The organism is Mycobacterium sp. (assembly GCF_050701675.1).
In the GTDB taxonomy this organism is placed as follows: Bacteria; Actinomycetota; Actinomycetes; order Mycobacteriales; family Mycobacteriaceae; genus Mycobacterium.
In genome coordinates, this window is record NZ_JBOGDD010000247.1 from 1 (window position 1) to 15,468 (window position 15,468).

The 15,468-nt window shown below is 64.5% G+C and carries 18 protein-coding genes; 16 read left to right on the forward strand and 2 right to left on the reverse strand.

Features of this window, described 5'->3' with window-relative positions; translation table 11 throughout:
* From ACRDUX_RS07030 to ACRDUX_RS07040, 3 genes are all read left to right on the forward strand, one after another.
* Positions 1 to 675: glutamate ABC transporter substrate-binding protein (locus ACRDUX_RS07030; protein WP_526412328.1), on the forward strand; the 675-nt coding region annotated here is incomplete at its 5' end.
* A 28-nt stretch (positions 676 to 703) separates the two neighbouring features.
* The gene (locus ACRDUX_RS07035; RefSeq protein WP_526412330.1) at positions 704 to 1,384 is read left to right on the forward strand and encodes an amino acid ABC transporter permease; all 681 of its coding nucleotides are present in this window, start codon (positions 704 to 706) and stop codon (positions 1,382 to 1,384) included.
* Positions 1,385 to 1,415: 31 nt separating this feature from the next.
* Positions 1,416 to 2,303 (forward strand): amino acid ABC transporter permease, encoded by an 888-nt coding sequence (locus tag ACRDUX_RS07040; protein WP_526412332.1) that lies wholly within the window; start codon positions 1,416 to 1,418, stop codon positions 2,301 to 2,303.
* A gap of 60 nt (positions 2,304 to 2,363) precedes the next feature.
* On the opposite strand, the gene recX is transcribed toward ACRDUX_RS07040, so the two are convergent.
* Together recX and recA are read right to left on the reverse strand one after the other, a co-directional pair.
* A complete protein-coding gene (gene recX / locus ACRDUX_RS07045) occupies positions 2,364 to 2,924 on the reverse strand; it encodes a recombination regulator RecX (RefSeq protein WP_526412334.1) in 561 nt (186 codons plus the stop codon).
* Positions 2,890 to 3,942 carry a recombinase RecA gene (gene recA / locus ACRDUX_RS07050; RefSeq protein ID WP_526412336.1) on the reverse strand — a complete coding sequence of 351 codons (1,053 nt, stop codon included), beginning with the start codon at positions 3,940 to 3,942 and terminating at the stop codon, positions 2,890 to 2,892. Before recA ends, recX begins: the two co-directional genes overlap by 35 nt.
* Before the next feature lie 277 nt (positions 3,943 to 4,219).
* On the opposite strand from recA, the gene ACRDUX_RS07055 reads away from it, so the two are divergent.
* The 13 genes from ACRDUX_RS07055 to ACRDUX_RS07115 form a co-directional block, all read left to right on the forward strand.
* On the forward strand, positions 4,220 to 4,549 hold the full coding sequence (locus ACRDUX_RS07055) for a hydrogenase maturation nickel metallochaperone HypA/HybF (protein ID WP_526412338.1): 330 nt from the start codon (positions 4,220 to 4,222) through the stop codon (positions 4,547 to 4,549).
* 2 nt (positions 4,550 to 4,551) lie between these two features.
* Entirely contained in the window at positions 4,552 to 5,316 is a 765-nt protein-coding gene (gene hypB, locus ACRDUX_RS07060) for a hydrogenase nickel incorporation protein HypB (protein WP_526412340.1), read from the forward strand.
* Positions 5,317 to 5,454: 138 nt separating this feature from the next.
* Positions 5,455 to 6,510: an NADH-quinone oxidoreductase subunit B family protein gene (locus tag ACRDUX_RS07065; RefSeq protein WP_526412342.1), complete on the forward strand. Its 1,056-nt coding sequence runs from the start codon at positions 5,455 to 5,457 to the stop codon at positions 6,508 to 6,510.
* A gap of 27 nt (positions 6,511 to 6,537) precedes the next feature.
* Complete coding sequence (locus ACRDUX_RS07070) at positions 6,538 to 8,337, forward strand: nickel-dependent hydrogenase large subunit (protein ID WP_526412344.1); 1,800 nt, start codon at positions 6,538 to 6,540, stop codon at positions 8,335 to 8,337.
* Between the two features lie 3 nt (positions 8,338 to 8,340).
* Positions 8,341 to 9,297 (forward strand): NifU family protein, encoded by a 957-nt coding sequence (locus ACRDUX_RS07075; RefSeq protein WP_526412346.1) that lies wholly within the window; start codon positions 8,341 to 8,343, stop codon positions 9,295 to 9,297.
* A complete protein-coding gene (locus ACRDUX_RS07080) occupies positions 9,297 to 9,947 on the forward strand; it encodes a DUF5947 family protein (RefSeq protein ID WP_526412348.1) in 651 nt (216 codons plus the stop codon). The genes ACRDUX_RS07075 and ACRDUX_RS07080 overlap by 1 nt, the downstream gene beginning before the upstream one ends.
* A 10-nt stretch (positions 9,948 to 9,957) precedes the next feature.
* A complete protein-coding gene (locus tag ACRDUX_RS07085; RefSeq protein ID WP_526412350.1) occupies positions 9,958 to 10,623 on the forward strand; it encodes a DUF6084 family protein in 666 nt (221 codons plus the stop codon).
* Entirely contained in the window at positions 10,620 to 11,996 is a 1,377-nt protein-coding gene (locus tag ACRDUX_RS07090; protein ID WP_526412352.1) for a hypothetical protein, read from the forward strand. The genes ACRDUX_RS07085 and ACRDUX_RS07090 overlap by 4 nt, the downstream gene beginning before the upstream one ends.
* Positions 11,996 to 12,115, forward strand: a complete 120-nt coding sequence (locus ACRDUX_RS07095) for a DUF6893 family small protein (RefSeq protein WP_526412362.1) — start codon at positions 11,996 to 11,998, stop codon at positions 12,113 to 12,115. The genes ACRDUX_RS07090 and ACRDUX_RS07095 overlap by 1 nt, the downstream gene beginning before the upstream one ends.
* 19 nt (positions 12,116 to 12,134) lie before the next feature.
* Positions 12,135 to 12,635 (forward strand): hydrogenase maturation protease, encoded by a 501-nt coding sequence (locus tag ACRDUX_RS07100; RefSeq protein ID WP_526412354.1) that lies wholly within the window; start codon positions 12,135 to 12,137, stop codon positions 12,633 to 12,635.
* 3 nt (positions 12,636 to 12,638) lie between these two features.
* The gene (locus tag ACRDUX_RS07105) at positions 12,639 to 12,905 is read left to right on the forward strand and encodes a HypC/HybG/HupF family hydrogenase formation chaperone (RefSeq protein ID WP_526412356.1); all 267 of its coding nucleotides are present in this window, start codon (positions 12,639 to 12,641) and stop codon (positions 12,903 to 12,905) included.
* Entirely contained in the window at positions 12,902 to 15,187 is a 2,286-nt protein-coding gene (gene hypF / locus ACRDUX_RS07110; protein ID WP_526412358.1) for a carbamoyltransferase HypF, read from the forward strand. The genes ACRDUX_RS07105 and hypF overlap by 4 nt, the downstream gene beginning before the upstream one ends.
* Before the next feature lie 16 nt (positions 15,188 to 15,203).
* Positions 15,204 to 15,468 (forward strand): HypC/HybG/HupF family hydrogenase formation chaperone (locus tag ACRDUX_RS07115; RefSeq protein WP_526412360.1); only part of this gene is annotated, 265 nt, incomplete at its 3' end.

Sequence of the window (15,468 nt, forward strand, 5' to 3'; positions counted from 1 at the left end):
GGGTTGAAGAACCCGGACGGGACGATGAGCGGCTTCGACGTCGACGTCGCCACCTACGTCGCCGGACAGCTCGGCTTCACCCCCGACAAGATCGAGTGGAAGGAATCACCGTCCGCGCAGCGCGAGACGCTGATCCAGAACGATCAGGTCAAGTTCATCGCGGCGACGTACTCCATCACCGACGCGCGCAAGGAAAAGGTGTCCTTCGCGGGGCCGTACCTGGTGACGGGCCAGAGCCTGCTGGTCAAGGCCGACAACACCGACATCACGGGCGCCGAGTCCCTGCAGAACAACAAGAAGCTGTGCTCGGTGTCGGGCTCGACGCCCGCGCAGAACATCAAGGACAAGTACCCCGGTGTGCAGCTGCAGCAGTACGACACGTATTCGGCCTGCATCGAGGCTTTGAAGAACGGCGCGGTCGACGCGGTCACCACCGACGAGGTGATCCTCGCCGGCTACGCCGCGCAGAGCCCGGGAATCTTCAAGATCGTCGGCAAGCCGTTCACCGTGGAGAACTACGGCATCGGACTGAAGAAGGACGACACCGAACTGCAGACCAAGATCAACGACGCCATCACCAAGATGGAGGCCGACGGCGACTGGGCCAAGGCCTTCGAGAAGAACCTCGGGCCCGCAGGCATTCCGACGCCGCCGCCGCCGGCGCTGGACAAGTGACCTAGAGCGCTAGCGAGGCGGAGACCCAGTGGAGATCTTCTCCGAATACCGGGACCAGATCTTCGAGGCGTTCTGGACCACGATCCAGTTGACGGTGTACTCAGCCGTCGGAGCACTGATCCTCGGCACGGTGCTGGCCGCGATGCGGCTGGCACCGGTGCCGATGCTCAACTGGCTCGGCACCGCGTACGTCAACGTGGTGCGCAATACGCCGTTGACCCTGATCATCCTGTTCTGTTCGTTCGGCCTGGCTCAGACGCTGGGCATCACGTTGGTCGATTCACAGTCCGTGACGTCGATCGAGGACAGCAACTTCCGCTTGGCGGTGCTCGGGCTGACGGTCTACACCGCGGCATTCGTGTGCGAGACGGTCCGTGCCGGGGTCAACACCGTGCCCCTCGGACAGGCCGAGGCTGCCAGGTCGCTGGGTCTGACGTTCGGCCAGAATCTGCGAGTGGTGCTACTGCCGCAGGCATTTCGCGCAGTGCTCATCCCCCTGGGTTCGGTACTGATCGCGTTGACGAAGAACACCACGATCGCCTCGGCCATCGGGGTCGCCGAGGCCGCGTTGCTGATGAAGGAGATGATCGAGAACACGGCCGCGCTGGCCACCATCGGGGCGATCTTCGCACTGGGCTTCATCATTCTGACACTGCCGCTGGGGTTGCTCTTCGGTTGGCTCGGCAAGCGATTGGCGGTAGCACGGTGATGAGCGCTTGTGCGAAGAACAGAGGATCCCGATGAGCGGCGCATCGGTTCTCTTCGACGCGCCGGGAGCACGCGCGCGGATACGCAACCGCGCGATCACCGCGGTCACGTTGGTGTTGGCGCTGATCGTGGCGTGGGTGGTCTACTCGCGTTTGGAGAGCAAGGGCCAGTTGACGGCAGCCAAGTGGGAGCCCTTCCTCACGGGCAACCTCTGGAAGACCTACATCCTGCCGGGTGTGCAGGGCACCTTGACGGCGGCGGCGGTATCGATCGTGCTGGCCATGCTCCTGGGCTTCGTGCTGGGCGTGGGCCGGCTTTCCCACCACAACGGAATTCGGTGGACGTGCTCGGTGATCGTCGAGTTCTTCCGCGCCGTGCCCGTGCTGGTCATGATGATCTTCGCGTACTTCCTCTACGCCACGTATGACGTCCTCCCGTCCAAATACCTTGCGCTGGCGGGTGTCATCACGGGTTTGACGCTCTACAACGGCGCGGTGATCGCCGAGATCGTCCGCGCGGGCGTGAACGCGCTCCCCCGCGGACAGTCCGAGGCTGCCGAGGCGCTGGGTCTGCGCTGGGGCCAGATCATGCGCTCGATCCTGCTTCCGCAGGCGGTCACGTCGATGCTGCCGGTGCTGGTGTCACAGATGGTGGTGGTCCTGAAGGACACCGCCATCGGCTACCAGATCACCTTCCTCGAAATGGTGCGCCAAGGCACGCAGGTGGGATCGGCATACGGCAACTACGTTCCCGCGCTGATCGTGATCGCCATCCTGATGATCTGCGTGAACTTCGGCCTCGGCGCCCTCGCGACCTGGCTCGAGGGCCGGTTGCGCCGTTCGAAGCGCGGGCCGGAGCCCATGCCCGCCGCGCCGGTCACGCGGGGCTCGTTCGGTGCGGGTGCCGGGGGCACAATCTAGGCCTCCCGCCCGCGATCAGGCAGCGTGGCGCACGGTCAGCCCGTCGACTGACTTCGACGGCTAGACCTGCCTGCGTTCCCGTTCGCTGGCCAATGCCACCTTCACGACGTCGAAGGCCATCGACTGGTGGTAGCCGCGACGAGCGAGCATGCCGACGAGCCTGCGCGCCACCTTGACGTCGTCGGTGTCATCGGTGAGGCGTTCGCGACGCAGCTTGTCGGCGACCAGTTGCTCGGCACGGACCCGCTCGGCGTCGGAGTCGACGTCGGCAAGTGCTTCGACGATCGTCTCGTCGTCGATGCCCTTGGTGCGCAACTCCGAAGCCAGGGCGCGTTTACCCTTGCCTGCGTTCGCGTGGCGCGAGCGCACCCATTGTTCGGCGAAGTCACGGTCGTCCACCAACCCGACGTCGGTCAGCCGATCCAGTACCCGGGTGCTGACGTCGTCGGGATAGCCCCGCTTGGTCAGCTGAGCGGCCAGCTCGGCCCGAGTTCGCGCCCGTGCGGTGAGCAGGCGCAGGCACAATGCCCGCGCCTGCTCCTCGCGGGAGGCCGACGTGGCCTCGGGCTCGCCTGCGTCCTCCGACTCAGAAGTCGACTGGGACGGGCAGGGCTTTGTCATCGCTGGAGTCTTCGGTCAGCACGGCGCCAATGCCGAGTTTCTCCTTGATCTTCTTCTCGATCTCGGCGGCCGTATCGGGGTTCTCGATCAGGAAGTTGCGGGCGTTCTCCTTGCCCTGGCCCAGCTGCTCACCCTCGTAGGTGAACCAGGAGCCGGACTTGCGGACGAAGCCGTGCTCGACACCCATGTCGATGAGCGAGCCCTCCTTGGAGATGCCCCTGCCGTACAGGATGTCGAACTCGGCCTGCTTGAACGGCGGTGCCATCTTGTTCTTGACGACCTTGCAGCGGGTACGGTTGCCGACCGCGTCGGTGCCGTCCTTGAGCGTCTCGATGCGCCGCACGTCGAGGCGGATCGAGGCGTAGAACTTCAACGCCTTACCGCCCGTGGTGGTCTCGGGTGAGCCGAACATCACGCCGATCTTCTCGCGGAGCTGGTTGATGAAGATCGCGGTGGTGTTCGAGTTGCTCAGGGCGCCGGTGATCTTGCGCAGCGCCTGGCTCATCAGCCGGGCTTGCAGACCGACGTGACTGTCGCCCATCTCGCCCTCGATCTCGGCGCGGGGCACCAGCGCCGCCACCGAGTCGATGACCAGGATGTCCAGGGCGCCGGACCGGATCAGCATGTCGGCGATCTCGAGTGCCTGCTCACCGGTATCGGGCTGGGACACCAGCAGCGAGTCGGTGTCCACGCCGAGCTTCTTGGCGTAGTCGGGATCCAGCGCGTGCTCGGCGTCGATGAACGCCGCGATGCCGCCTGCGGCCTGCGCATTGGCGACCGCGTGGAGTGCCACGGTGGTCTTACCCGAGGACTCCGGGCCGTATATCTCGACGACCCGGCCGCGCGGCAACCCGCCGATGCCGAGCGCCACGTCCAGTGCGATCGATCCGGTGGGGATGACCGAGATCGGTTGACGGACCTCGTCACCGAGTCGCATCACCGATCCCTTGCCGTGACTCTTCTCGATCTGTGCGAGAGCCAGCTCGAGGGCCTTCTCGCGATCTGGGGCTTGCGCCATGGTGGTGGTCTCCGTCCTCTTGGTGTCCGGTTGATCGAGTGTTCGATCAGTTGGCGGTGACGGTAGAGGTCGGTACCGACAAGTCGGCCTGACCGGCGTTCATCCGTCGAACACTGCCCACAGTAGACGAACACCTGTTCGATTCAAGTTGACACGCCGATAGCTGGAGAGGCGCAGAATTCCGGGGCTGCTGCCGCACGGAGAATCCAGCGTCTGCTCCCCCCGCGACGCGCAGTCGACCTATCGTGGGGTCATCGGGGCCCGGAGTGGGGCGGACATGCACGAGATGGCGTTGACACAGAGTGTCGTCGAAGCGGTGTGCGAGCACGCCGCCGGTCGCCGCGTGCACAGCGTCAAGGTGGAGGTCGGCGCTTTGTGTGCCGTGGTGCCCGACGCCATGACGTTCTGCTTCGATCTGGCGACTCAGGGAACCGTCGCCGTTGGTGCGCGACTGGACCTCGACATACGCCCAGGCGCGGCCCGCTGCCGCAGCTGCGACGCAAACTTCGAGTTGACCGACTTGATTCTGTTATGCCCCTGCGGCAGTGCCGATGTCGAGGTGCTGACCGGACGGGACTTGAAGATCCTTTCAATGGAAGTGAGCTGATCATGTGCGCGACCTGCGGCTGCGGTGAAGACGGTGCGACCATCACTCTCGCCGGCGAAACTCACCCGCACGACCACCCACACGACCACCCGCACGACCACCCGCACGACGGTGCTCACCAGACCATCACGCTTGAGCAAAGGGTTCTGGCGAAGAACGACCGACTTGCCGAACAGAACCGGGAGTCGCTCGCCCAACACGACATCGTGGCCATCAACCTCACCAGCTCACCTGGAGCGGGCAAGACCACACTCCTGGAGCGCACGATCCGGAGTCTCGATGGTCGCCGACCCATCGCCGTCATCGAAGGCGACCAGGAAACGCTGCTCGACGCCGAGCGAATCCGGGCCACCGGATGCCGGGCGGTTCAGGTCAATACAGGTGCGGGATGCCATCTCGACGCGGACATGGTGCGTCGCGCATTGGAGACGCTCGACCCCGAACCAGGAACCCTTCTCTTCATCGAGAACGTCGGGAATCTGGTCTGCCCAGCACTTTTCGATCTCGGTGAGCGCGGGATGGTGGTAGTCATCTCGGTCACCGAGGGCGCAGACAAGCCTCTGAAGTACCCGCACATGTTCGCCGCGGCCGAGCTCGTCCTGATCAACAAGATCGACTTACTGCCCTATGTGGACTTCGATCTCGACGTCTGCGCGGCCAACGCCAGGTCGATAAACCCACGCCTTCAGATACTCCCCGTGTCGGCGACGACGGGCGAGGGCCTCGAGTTTTGGCACCAGTGGATTGACGATCTCGTCAAGACTTAAACGTAATGACGAATGTCACATTCTTCCGTTGACAAGACATTCTGCCGGGGGTAAACCGAGAACCAGCGACGCGCAAGTGGGCCGAAGGGCGACTCCTGCGCCGTAGGGAACCCCAGCCCGGTCCCGGAAAGCTGCAGCATGCCAACTGAAGCTGCCATAAAAGCGGAAAAGACTCTCATCCACGTTCTGTGGATCAACGCCGGACTGAGTTGTGACGGCGATTCCGTGGCATTGACAGGCGCCACCCAACCCAGCATCGAGGAGATTGCGCTCGGTGCGCTACCCGGCCTGCCCCAAGTCGCGGTGCATTGGCCGCTCATCGACTTCGAATGCGGACCCGCGGGCGGCGCCGACGACTTCCTCGAATGGTTCTTCAAGGCCGACCGCGGCGAGCTGGAACCGTTCGTACTGGTCGTCGAGGGGTCGATCCCCAACGAGAACCTGCACGACGAGGGGTACTGGTGCGGGTTCGGCAACGATCCGGCGACCAACCAGCCGATCACCACCAGTGAATGGCTGGACCGGCTCGCCCCGAAGGCAACCGCGATCGTGGCCGTCGGTACCTGCGCGACGTATGGCGGTATCCACGCGATGGCGGGCAACCCGACCGGCGCAATGGGTGTGCCGGACTATCTGGGTTGGGAGTGGAAGAGCAAGGCAGGCATTCCGATCGTCTGTGTGCCCGGCTGCCCCATTCAGGGAGACAACCTTTCCGAGACGTTGACGTACCTGCTGTACATGGCCACCGGCCAGGCGCCGATGATCCCACTCGACGAGGCGTTGCGACCCCAATGGCTGTTCGGCAACACCGTGCACGAGGGGTGCGACCGAGCCGGTTACTACGAGCAGGGCGATTTCGCGACGGAGTACGGGTCGCCGAAATGCATTGTCAAGCTGGGCTGTTGGGGTCCGGTCGTGAAGTGCAACGTGCCCAAACGCGGCTGGATCAACGGCGTCGGCGGTTGCCCGAACGTCGGCGGTATCTGCATCGGATGCACGATGCCTGGCTTCCCGGACAAGTTCATGCCCTTCATGGATGAGCCCCCCGGCGGCAAGATCTCGACGACCGCGTCGGGTCTGTACGGGTCGGTGATTCGCAATCTGCGCCACATCACCGGAAAGACCGTGGACAAAGAGCCGAAGTGGCGCCATTCGGGCAGGGAACTGACGACAGGAGCGAAGCGCACCTGGTAGGTGCACTTCGCACAGGAGGCCAATTCAATGACAACGACCGTCCCCGGACCTCAACACACCAAGAAGGATCCGCGCACCCTCGTCGACATGTCGTGGGATCCGATCACCCGGATCGTCGGCAGCCTCGGCATCTACACCAAGATCGACTTCGAGAACCGCGAAGTGGTGGAGTGCCACAGCACGTCGTCGATCTTCCGCGGCTACTCGATCTTCATGAAGGGCAAGGATCCCCGCGACGCGCACTTCATCACGAGTCGCATCTGCGGAATCTGCGGCGACAATCACGCCACCTGCTCGTGCTACACGCAGAACATGGCTTACGGCGTAAAGCCGCCCAACCTGGGCGAGTGGATCGTCAACCTTGGTGAAGCCGCGGAATACATGTTCGACCACAACATCTTTCAAGAGAATCTGGTCGGCGTCGACTACTGCGAGAAGATGGTCTCGGAGACCAACCCGAGCGTGTTGGCCAAGGCTGAGAACACCGTTGCCCCGCGCTCCGAGGCGCACGGCTACCGCACCATCGCCGACATCATGCGCGCCCTCAACCCATTCACCGGTGAGTTCTACCGTGAGGCACTGGTGGTGAGCCGCTGGACGCGGGAGATGTTCTGTCTGATGGAGGGGCGCCACGTGCATCCCTCGACGCTGTACCCAGGCGGTGTCGGCACCGTCGCCACCATCCAGCTGATGACCGACTACATCACCCGGCTGATGCGCTACGTCGAGTTCATGAAGAAGGTCGTGCCGATGCACGACGATCTCTTCGACTTCTTCTACGAGGCCCTCCCCGGCTACGAGAAGGTCGGCCTACGGCGGACCCTGTTGGGGTGCTGGGGCTCCTTCCAGGACCCCGAGTACTGCAACTTCTCCTATAAGGACATGGAGATGTGGGGCAACAAGATGTTCGTCACGCCCGGCGTGGTGGTGGACGGCAAGCTCGTCACCCATTCGCTGGTCGACATCAACCTCGGCATCCGAATCCTGTTGGGCAGCAGCTACTACGACGACTGGACCGACCAGGAGATGTTCGTCAAGAACGATCCGCTGGGCAACCCGGTCGACAGGCGCCATCCGTGGAATCAGCACACCAACCCCAAGCCGCAGAAGCGCGACATGGACGACAAGTACAGCTGGGTCATGTCGCCGCGCTGGTTCGACGGGAAGGACCACCTGGCCCTGGACACCGGCGGCGGTCCGCTCGCCCGGTTGTGGTCGACAGCGCTGGCCGGTCTCGTCAACGCCGACGGCTACGTCGTGTCCACCGGTCACAGCGTGCAGATCAACCTGCCGAAGACCGCGCTCAAGGGTCCGGTCTCCTTCGAGTGGAAGATCCCCGAACACGGCAGCAACACCATCGAGCGCAACCGGGCCAGGACCTACTTCCAGGCGTACGCGGCGGCATGTGCGCTGCACTTCGCCGAGCAGGCACTGGTCGAGATCCGTGCGGGCCGTACCAAGACGTGGGAGAAGTTCACCGTGCCGGACGAAGCCATCGGTTGCGGCTTCACCGAGGCGGTCCGCGGAGTTCTCAGCCACCACATGGTGATTCGGGACGGCAAGATCGCGAACTACCATCCGTATCCGCCCACCCCGTGGAACGCCAACCCGCGCGACACCTACGGAACTCCGGGCCCGTACGAGGATGCCGTGCAGGGCCAACCGATCTTCGAGGAGAACGATCGCGAGAACTTCAAGGGCATCGACATCATGCGGACGGTCCGTAGCTTCGACCCCTGCCTGCCATGCGGAGTACACATGTACCTGGGTGACGGGAAGACGATCGAGAAACTGCACTCGCCCACCCAGTCCGTCACTGGGGAGTGATACATGGCCTCGACAGGACACCAAGGCCCGGAGGCACTCCACGACGACATGCAATGGCGCACCGCAGGCGATCGCATCCAGACCCTGCTGGACGCCAGCGCGGGCAGCGGCACGGTCGTGCGCGAACGGACCGAGCAACTCGCGGCTGAGCTGACGGAACTGTACGGTGCGGCGCTCGAACGAATCGTCGCCATCACGGCCGAGGTTGTCCCCGATTTGGTCGGCCGGTTCGTGGCCGACGATTTGGTGGCCAGCCTCATGCTGGTCCACGGCCTGCATCCACACGGTGTGGAACGCAGAATCGAGGACGCGCTAGATAGCGTCCGCCCCTATCTCGGCTCGCATGGTGGCGACGTCACGCTACTGGAGGTGAAGGACGATGTCGTTCGCCTGCAGTTCGCAGGCAGTTGCAAGAGCTGCCCGTCGTCGGCGGTCACCCTTGAGTTCGCCGTAGAGGACGCCGTCCGTGCAGCCGCACCCGAGATCGCCACGATCGAAGTCGTGGCCGCGGAGCTGGATTCCTCGACCGCGGCGTCGTCGGGGCTGATCTCGGTCGATTCGCTGATGAGCCGCGTCCATACCAAGGACACCGCTGGTGCCGCCTGGTATCCGGTTCCCGACGTCGGGGATCTTGGGCCCGGCGAGGTCGGCGGGTTCCTGGTTGCCGGGGTGCCGATCCTGGCCTGCCGCGTCGGCGACGAATTATTCGCTTACCACGATAGGTGCGGCAGCTGCGACGAGTCGCTGGCGGGCGCGGCACTACATCGCCCGATGGGCGCATCGATCGGGCAGGCCGTGCTGCGTTGTCCGCGCTGCGGCGCCCATTTCGACGCAGTGCACGCGGGCGCGGGCATGGACGACTCAGCCGACGCCGCGAGTCATCTCGATCCGATCCCCCTGCTCCGTCGCGACGGCGTGCTGTCGGTCGCCGTGCTCGCCGAGGCCACCGGGGTGATGTGATGGCGGGCGCATACGACGTATTGGCACGGATCCGGGCCAACAAGCGACCCGTGCAGCAGGCGGGTGAGCGCTGCGAGATGTGCGCCGAGCAGATCGCCGACGAACATCAGCACGTCGTCAATGTCGCGGCACGGCAGCTGATGTGCACCTGCCGTGGCTGCTACCTGTTGTTCTCCGACCCCCACGCGAAGCTGAGGTATCGGGCGGTGCCCGATCGCTACCTCACGTTCGGAGACTTCACGCTGGACCGGCGCGCGTGGGAAGCCCTGCAGATACCCGTCGGGCTGGCGTTCTTCTTCCGCAACTCGGAGATGGACAAGACGGTCGCCTTCTACCCTGGCCCGGCAGGTGCCACCGAGTCCGAACTGGACCTCGACGCCTGGAGCACCATCAGCGGTGCCGATACCCGACTGAGATTACTCGCCGACGACGTCGAAGCGCTGCTGGTGCGCGTACCCGATCGAGAACACGCCGATCCCGAACTCAACGCCGCAGCCGAGTGCTACCTGGTGCCCATCGATGCCTGTTATGAGTTCGTGGGCAGACTGCGAATGTTGTGGCGGGGCTTCGACGGTGGCCAAGAGGTTCGTGGGTTCGTCGATGAGTTCTTCGACCGCATCAAGGAGCGGAGCAAGGTGGCCACCACATGAAGGGGCCTGGGTGAGCGAGCTGACGTTCACCGTCTGGGACGTGACCGCAGAACAGTTCTCGGTCACGCCTCGACTGATTGCGCGCATCGGCATCACGGCAGACGACGAACCGATCCAGGCCATCGCACTGCGGTGCCAGCTTCGGATCGAGCCGCTGCGACGGCCCTACTCCGACGAGGAGGCGGCAGGTCTGATCGACCTTTTCGGGCCCCGTGAGCGATGGGTGAACACTCAACGCACGTTTCTCTGGCAGCACAGCACCGCGATGGTGCAGGGATTCGCCGGCACATGCGAGATCACGATGCCGCTGGAGTGCACCTACGACTTCGAGGTCACGGCGTCCAAGTATCTGCACGCCTTGCGCGACGGCACCGTTCCACTGCTGTTTCTCTTCAGCGGAACGGTTTTCGTCCAGGGTGAACGCGGGTTCTCGGTACGCCAGGTGTCATGGGAATGCGAAGCCCAACACGAAATGCCCGTGACGGTGTGGAACGACCTGGTCCGGCTTCACTATCCCAGCGCCGGTTGGGTACGACTGAGTCACGACACCGTCTCTGCGCTGGCCGCCTACAAGTCGGCGCGCGGAATGCTCGACTTCGAGGACGTCGTCACGACGCTGCTGGCCGAGGCGCCTCGACTCTCGGTACCGCAAGTCGAGCCGGAGCAGGTCCGATGAAGGCCACCTGGGACCGGGCCCGCGCCATCGCCGATGCGGTGCTCTACGAGGGGTACCTGCTTTACCCCTACCGGGCCTCGTCCAGCAAGAACCAATCCCGTTGGCAGTTCGGTGTGGTGGGCCCGCCCGGCGCGTATGCTGCCTGCCTCGGCGAGGACGACACGATTTCGGCCCAGTTCCTGGTCGACGGTGACGGCGAGTTGACTCTCGTCGTGCGATTCCTGCAGCTGCAGCACCGTCGCGCCGAACGCGACGGCGGTAACCAAGGGTTCATGCCCGTCGACGAACTGTCCAGCGGACTGCAGTCGTGGGTCACCTGGGACGAAGCAGTCGAGTGTGAATTGTCCTTCGGCCCCTTCGCGACCGCCGACCTCGTGCAATCGCGGATGCTGCCGGTCACCGTCGCCGAAGGCTTGGACACGGAGTACGTCGATGGCGGTCGGCTCATTCGCAGGCGGGCTGCGATCCAGGCCGAGTTGACCATCGCCGTCGAGCAAGATGAGAGCCTGAATCGTGTCAGTGTGTCGGTCCGCAACACCGGTTCGACCCCGGCGGACAGGGATGCCGCCATCGCCACATCCATGATCGGCACCCATGTCATCGCGGAAGTGGTTGGCGGGGAATTCGTTTCCCTTCTCGAACCGCCCGACTCGGCGACTGGCCCGGTATCGCGGTGCAGCCAGCACCGGTGCTTCCCCGTGCTGGCGGGGCGCCCCGGCGAACACGATCTGCTGCTGATTTCGCCGATCATCCTCTACGACCATCCCGAAATCGCTGAACAGAGCGGCGGGGCGCTCTACGACTCATGCGAGATCGACGAGATCCTCACCCTTCGGGTGATGACGATGACCGATGAGGAGAAGGCGCAGGCCCGGGCCACCGATCCACTGGCCGCCCAGATCATCGACCGGTGCGACACCATGTCGCCGGAGGCCATGCAGCAGTTACACGGGATATTGCGCAATCCCCACGCAGGCAGCTCCGTGCGCGACAATCTGGACGATCAGATGCGGTCCGCAGGTCTGATCCCGGAGATCCCCGATGGCGTCGACTGGTGGGATCCATTGGCCGACAAATCGGTACGGCCCGACGTCGATGCCGTTCTGGTGAACGGCGTGCGGGTGTCGGCAGGCAGCAGGGTTCGATTGAAGCCGAACCGCCGCGCCGACGCCCAGGACATCTTCTTCACGGGCAAGTCGGCCCGAGTCACCTCCGTTCACGAGGACGTCGACGGCGAACAGTACGTCGGCGTCATCGTCGAGGACGATCCAGACGTCGAGATGCCCGACTCGTACGGCCGATATCTGTACTTCGCGCCGGACGAAGTCGAACCGCTCGACGCAAGAGTAGTCAGCCCAGATAGGAGTTCATGATGGATGTAGTCGGTTGGGTAGCAACGGGTGTCGTCGTTGTTGTCGTAGTGGGAGGAGTCCTCGTCGGGCTCCGTTCCATTCCGGACGTGAGGCGATACATGAAGATTCGGAATATGTAGTCCGGAGTTCGTCAACCAGATGACACCCCGCATCCTGGTCGCCGGAATCGGCAACATCTTCCTCGGAGACGATGGTTTCGGATCCGAGGTGATGCGCCATGTCGTCGCGCAGCCAACCAGGACCGACGTGCATCCCGTGGACTACGGCATCAGGGGCATGCACCTCGCATACGACCTCCTCGAGGAGTGGCGCGCACTCGTTCTCGTCGACGCGTTGCCCAATCGTGGGGCACCCGGCACACTTCACGTCTTCGAGGCGGACCACGCAACCCTTTCGGCCACTGCCGGCCTCGAGGCACACAGCATGGATCCGGCTGCCGTGTTCGCCACGCTCACCGCGCTGGGCGGCACTGCGCCACAGACGATCGTCATCGGCTGCGAAGTGCTGAACGTCGACGAGGGCATGGGCCTGTCGGAGTCCGTGGCCGCGGCGGTGCCGGGAGCTTTGGCGGCGCTCAACGACGTGCTCGCCGATCTCGCTGCCTGCACGGCGGCGCCGACCAGTTCTTCGGGGGGCTGAGTCATGTGTCTAGGAATTCCAGGACAGGTCGTCGGCATGCTCGAGGGTTATGGGGATCAGCTTGCCCTCGTCAACGTCGCCGGCGAGAACCGCAAGGTGAACATCGGGATGCTGCCCGAGGAGACGTTCAGCGCAGGCGACTGGGTGATCATCCACATGGGATTCGTCGTCGAGAAGACCGACAAGGTAGGCGCCGACGCGGCGATGGCCGGCCTTGAGATGATGGGCAGGGGCCAAGACCCCAGCCAAGACCCAGGGGCGGTTCCGTGACCGGCAGGCGCAGGCTCCGGGCCTGCGTGCGCGGCGTCGTTCAGGGCGTGGGTTTCCGGCCGTTCGTCTACACCTCCGCGGCCGCGCTTGGCCTTTCCGGCTCGGTGCGCAATGACAGCTCCGGCGCCATCGTCGAGGTGGAAGGCAACAGTGCCGCCATCGAGGAGTTCCTCACACGGTTACGCGAGCAACCACCTCCACTGGCAGTCATCGAATCGATCGACACACGAGATGTCCCGGTGGTCGGCGGCACTGGCTTCGAGATCGCCGACACGTCGCTCTCAGCCGGAGGCCGTACCCTGGCTTCCCCCGATGTGGCCATGTGTGACGAATGCGCCACTGAACAGCGTGATCCGGCCAACCGGCGCTTCCGACACGCGTTCGTCAACTGCACCAACTGCGGGCCCCGATTCACGATCATCGGTTCACTTCCCTACGACCGCGCCACCACCACGATGTCGTCGTTCGTCATGTGCGCCGAGTGCGCGCGTGAATACGCCGACCCGGCAGACCGACGTTTCCATGCTCAACCCGTGTGTTGTCCCAACTGCGGGCCCACACTGACCTACCGAACCGCGGAGTGCGCCACCGACGGCGAGCACGCCCTGCTGGACGCACGGCGACTGCTGCAGGAGGGCGGAATCCTCGCGGTCAAGGGTATCGGCGGGTATCACCTCGCCTGTGACGCAGGCAATGACGCCGCGGTCATGAAGCTTCGTCAGCGAAAGCGACGCGGGGACAAGCCGTTCGCGGTGATGGTGGCGGACCTGGCGACCGCGCACTCCATCGCCGAGTTCGACGAAGGAGTCGCGCGGCTGTTGTCCGGCGCGCAGCGACCGATCGTGCTGATGCCACGCCGTAAGAGCGCCGCAGTGGCTGATGCCGTGGCTCCGCGCAATCCCGACCTCGGCGTCATGGTGGCCTACGCACCATTGCACGCACTGCTGTTCGGGTTCGCCGGCGACGAGCCTGGACCGACGACACTCGTGATGACCTCGGGAAACCTCGGCGGGGAGCCGATCTGTTTCGCAGACGATGACGCGCTAGAGCGGCTTTCGCACCTGGCCGACGGCTGGCTGATGCACGACCGGGCCATCCTGGTCCCTTGCGACGACTCCGTAGTGCGGGTGGTTGACGGCGACGAATTGCCAATCAGGCGCTCCCGTGGATACGCGCCGTTGCCGATCGCGTTGCCCGTGGCGGTACCGCCCACGCTCGCGGTCGGGGCGGACCTGAAGAACACGATGGCGGTTGCGGACGGCAGGTACGCCTGGCTGAGCCAGCACATCGGAGACATGGACGATCTGGCCACGCTGTCGGCGTTTGATTCCGCGCAGGCACACCTCTGCGCGTTGACCGGTGTCAGCCCAGACGTTCTGGTGGCCGACGCCCATCCGCGATACCGGTCCACCGAGTGGGCGGAACGCAATGCCGACGGACGAACCGTCCGCTCCGTGCAGCATCACCACGCCCACATCGCCGCGGTGATGGCTGAGAACGGATGCGATGGGTCCGAGGAGGTGCTCGGGTTCGCCTTCGACGGAACCGGTTACGGAACCGACGGCGCTGTGTGGGGCGGCGAGGTGCTGCTGGCCAACTACAAGGGCTATCGCCGGATGGCGCAGCTGAAGTACGTGCCGCTGCCCGGCGGCGACGTCAGCATTCATCGTCCTTACCGGATGGCGCTGGCACACCTCTGGGCGGCCGGTATCGACTGGGAGCAAGATCTGGCCCCCATCACGGCCTGCTCGGCCGACGAACGAAGGGTGCTGGCACACCAGCTGCAGACCGGCTTCGGATGTGTGCCGACGTCGAGCATGGGCCGACTGTTCGACGCGGTTTCGTCTCTCGCTGGGGTCCGCCACGTCGCCGACTACGAAGCGCAGGCCGCCATCGAGTTCGAGGGACTGTCCCGCGGCGTCGACTGTGGCGCATCGGCGTATGCCTTCGACATCGGCGACGGCGGTCTGCCGACCCTCATCGATCCGACCCCGGTGCTCGAAGCCGTCATCAGCGACCGCCGATCCGGCGTGCCCACGGCCATGATCGGCGCGCGGTTCCACCGGGCCGTCGGCGACGTCATCGTCGACATCGCCGCGCACGTGCGTGAGAGGGCCCAGACCGTCGCATTGTCCGGCGGTGTGTTCCAGAACGCGCTTCTGCTCCGGCTGGTCATACCCGGACTGCGGGCCAAGGGATTCAACGTCATCACCCACCGTCGCGTACCGCCGAACGACGGTGGCATTGCACTCGGTCAGCTGTTGGTGGGTAACGCGGGATGAGAGAAGGAGGAAGCCGATGTGTTTAGCGGTTCCGGGAAGAATCCTGAGTCTGGAGAACCGTGACGGCACTCTGATGTCGCTCGTCGATTTCGGCGGGATTCAGAAGGACGTCTGCCTGGAGTACATCCCCGACGCGACCGTCGGAGAGTACGTCGTCGTGCACGTGGGCTTCGCCATTCAGCGCCTCGACGAGGAATCGGCGATCCGGACCCTTGCCGAGTTCGAGCATCTCGGCGTGCTCAACGAGGAGTTCGGCGACGGCTTCGAGATCGCGGCGAGAC

Excerpts from the sequence above, each read along its gene's own strand:
- ACRDUX_RS07070 (WP_526412344.1), top strand. The coding sequence starts at position 6,538 with ATGACAACGACCGTCCCCGGACCTCAACACACCAAGAAGGATCCGCGC.
- ACRDUX_RS07090 (WP_526412352.1), top strand. The coding sequence starts at position 10,620 with ATGAAGGCCACCTGGGACCGGGCCCGCGCCATCGCCGATGCGGTGCTC.
- recA (WP_526412336.1), bottom strand. The coding sequence starts at position 3,942 with ATGGCGCAAGCCCCAGATCGCGAGAAGGCCCTCGAGCTGGCTCTCGCA.
- ACRDUX_RS07080 (WP_526412348.1), top strand. The coding sequence starts at position 9,297 with ATGGCGGGCGCATACGACGTATTGGCACGGATCCGGGCCAACAAGCGA.
- ACRDUX_RS07040 (WP_526412332.1), top strand. The coding sequence starts at position 1,416 with ATGAGCGGCGCATCGGTTCTCTTCGACGCGCCGGGAGCACGCGCGCGG.
- ACRDUX_RS07105 (WP_526412356.1), top strand. The coding sequence starts at position 12,639 with ATGTGTCTAGGAATTCCAGGACAGGTCGTCGGCATGCTCGAGGGTTAT.
- ACRDUX_RS07095 (WP_526412362.1), top strand. The coding sequence starts at position 11,996 with ATGGATGTAGTCGGTTGGGTAGCAACGGGTGTCGTCGTTGTTGTCGTA.
- ACRDUX_RS07100 (WP_526412354.1), top strand. The coding sequence starts at position 12,135 with ATGACACCCCGCATCCTGGTCGCCGGAATCGGCAACATCTTCCTCGGA.
- ACRDUX_RS07055 (WP_526412338.1), top strand. The coding sequence starts at position 4,220 with ATGCACGAGATGGCGTTGACACAGAGTGTCGTCGAAGCGGTGTGCGAG.
- ACRDUX_RS07075 (WP_526412346.1), top strand. The coding sequence starts at position 8,341 with ATGGCCTCGACAGGACACCAAGGCCCGGAGGCACTCCACGACGACATG.
- hypB (WP_526412340.1), top strand. The coding sequence starts at position 4,552 with ATGTGCGCGACCTGCGGCTGCGGTGAAGACGGTGCGACCATCACTCTC.
- recX (WP_526412334.1), bottom strand. The coding sequence starts at position 2,924 with ATGACAAAGCCCTGCCCGTCCCAGTCGACTTCTGAGTCGGAGGACGCA.
- ACRDUX_RS07065 (WP_526412342.1), top strand. The coding sequence starts at position 5,455 with ATGCCAACTGAAGCTGCCATAAAAGCGGAAAAGACTCTCATCCACGTT.